At 62.9% G+C, this 2,587-nt stretch carries 2 protein-coding genes and 1 tRNA gene; all 3 read right to left on the minus strand.

The window, feature by feature from the left end; all coding sequences use genetic code 11:
* Positions 1 to 68: 68 nt before the first annotated feature.
* Positions 69 to 143 (minus strand) — tRNA-Thr (locus AB1824_13435).
* 95 nt (positions 144 to 238) lie between these two features.
* Positions 239 to 2,167, minus strand: coding sequence for a sulfatase-like hydrolase/transferase (locus AB1824_13440; GenBank protein ID MEW5765963.1), 1,929 nt, complete (start codon positions 2,165 to 2,167; stop codon positions 239 to 241).
* A 208-nt stretch (positions 2,168 to 2,375) separates the two neighbouring features.
* On the minus strand, positions 2,376 to 2,587 hold a 212-nt coding region (locus AB1824_13445), incomplete at its 5' end, for a hypothetical protein (protein ID MEW5765964.1).

Raw genomic sequence — 2,587 nt, forward strand, 5'->3', positions numbered from 1 at the left:
GAGTCTGTGGGCCTTCGGCCCGGCTTCCGGTCATCGCGGCCAAGGTCGGGTTTTGTTTCCCGGCCCTTTGGAGCCGATGAGAGGACTTGAACCTCCAACCAACGGATTACAAATCCGCTGCTCTACCATTGAGCTACATCGGCGTGTCCGGCACACATCCTCCGGACAGCCGCAGTAATGTACCACATTCCAATCTTCCGTGCAAGTCCGGGGGGAATCCCACGTCGATAAGGCGCCCTCAACGCGCGCTGGCCGGGCCGCGGCCCTGGACTCGCTTCTGAGCCGCGATCACGATCCTCCAGAAGCGGGGCTCTTCCTTCAGGTCCTTGAAGCGGGCGTCGGAACCGAGGGTAGCCACGTCCGAGTCGGGGGATACGGCGGCCATCCTCTCCAGGATGGCCAGAGCCTCCAACCGCTCCCCGGCCTTCAGCTTCAGGAGGGCCCTCAGCTTCAGGGAATAGGTGTTTTCCCGGCCCGCCGCGCGAACGGGCTCCAGGAGGGCTTCCACTTCTCCCGCCGGCCGGCCCATTTCAAAGGCGGCCCACGCCTGAAGCGACCGAATCTGGCCGTCCATGTCGTCAACCTGCTGGAGGGCAAGGGTTGCCACATCGAAAGCCTCCCTCTGGCGTCCGACGGACTCCAGCAGGTAGAGGAGGCGAACGTACGCCTGGGGAAAGTCCCGGCGGTGCTGAATGGCTTTTTTGTAGCAGGCCAAGGCGCGATCGGGATTCTCCTCCTCGAAGGCGTTGCCGAGATAATAGTGGAAGAGCGGGTTGTTGGGGTCCTTTCGGAGGAGCCCCTCGAAGGCGGCGGCGGCTTGCTTTCGTTGGCCGGATTGGAGCAATTCCAGCGCCGCCGTGTGCTCCTTCATGAGTCCGATGCCATCCTTGGGGTCCCGGTAGGAACCCCCGGAGACCCCCGCTGTCCCGGAAATGTACCCGAGGCTTCTGAGGCTTCGCAGTTCCTCGTCATCCAGCTTTCTCGCTTCCGTGGATTCGGGTTTTGCCTTTGCAAGGCGCGCCTTGAGGGCCTTCTCCAAGTCGGCGGACCGAGCGTCCCCACGAAAGAGGTTGTCCCTTTCCGTCGGATCCCGGTCCAGGCGGTATCGCTCCCGACGGGGGGCCAAAATGAACTTATCTGGACCGTCCACCAGCGCGTAAAGGGGGGCCCATCCGTAGGCGTAAAGCCCCGTCAGCGCCTCGAGATAAACCGGCGCGCGATCCAGCCGGCCGCCGTTCAGAAGCGACTCCAGCGAGCGGCCGTCCCCCGAAACCTCTGGAAGCGCGCACAAGGATCGAAGCGTCGGGGCCACGTCCACCAGCGACACGGTCGGGTCCAAGACGGCGCCCTTTTCCTGACCCGGGAGGCGCATCAAGAGAGGTACCCAGGTGGTGGCCTCGTAAAGGAAGACCCCGTGAGTATCCTCCCCATGTTCGCCCAGGGATTCCCCGTGGTCCCCGCACAGGACCACGATCGCGTTCGTCAACTTCCCGGCGTGCGCCACCTCCTTGAAAAATTTGCCCAAAGACGCGTCCATATACGCCAGTTCCCCGTCGTAGGGACGCCCCTTATGCGCGGTCGCAAACGGGGGAGGAGGGTCGTAAGGGATGTGCGGATCGTACAGGTGAATCCAGCAAAACCAGGGTCCCTGGGCGTCGAGGAGCCAGGACTTGGCTAGAGCCAGCGTTTCCTCGGCCTTCCGTTCCACCGTGGAGGGGTTCTTGGGATCGTAGAATCCGTCCTCAAACAACTGGAACCCACGGGCCATTCCATAGTTCCCCGCCAGAACAAAGGCGCTGACAAAGGCCGCCGTTTCAAAGCCGGCCGCCTTGAACTCCTCCGCCAAAAGGGGAACACGAGGGGAGACCATCACCTCCAAGTTCTTTCTCAGCCCGTGGCGATCCGGATACCAGCCGGAAAAAAGGCTCAGGTGGGCGGGAACCGTCTCGGGAACGGGGGTTTCACAATGCTTGAAGCGGAAGGATGTGGCAGCGAATTGATCCAGAAACGGTGTAAGCCCCCCCTGTCCTCCGTAACAACCGAGCCGGTCGGCTCGGGTGGTGTCAAGGGTCACCACCAGGACCGATGGACGCTTCGAAGGCACGGCCGCCGGGGCGGCCAGGGCCAACAGAAGGAGAGCGGTTCCGGTCAGAAGCCATCTGCGCATGGAACAACCTCAGAAGTGGACCAGAATAACACCGAATCTGCCAGGAACGGAAAGACGCGAATCCTTGCGCCTCGAAGAACAGGGCCGGCCGCCTTCCGCCTGCGGAGGAAGCCGATACCGCTCCTGGGCCTGCATAGATCCTCCGACGAGCCAAAAAGGAAGCCCCGGGTCGCCCCGGGGCTCCTTTTTCCGTACATGGGACGCGTGGTTAGAAGGTCCAGCGGACGGCGAGCCGGATGCGGCGAGCCGTCTGGTGGCCGGTCTCCATTCCGAAGTACTCGTAGGTCTGGTGGGAGCCCACGTCGTGGTTGTTCCAGGTCTGTTCCACCGCCGTGGTGCGCTGTTCGTTGGTCACGTTGAAGATGTCGGCGCGCAGGGCCAGGTTGGACTTCCAGAGCTTGAAGGTGTACTGGGCGCCCA

This window comes from Acidobacteriota bacterium (genome assembly GCA_040752915.1).
In the GTDB taxonomy this organism is placed as follows: Bacteria; Acidobacteriota; UBA4820; order UBA4820; family DSQY01; genus JBFLVU01.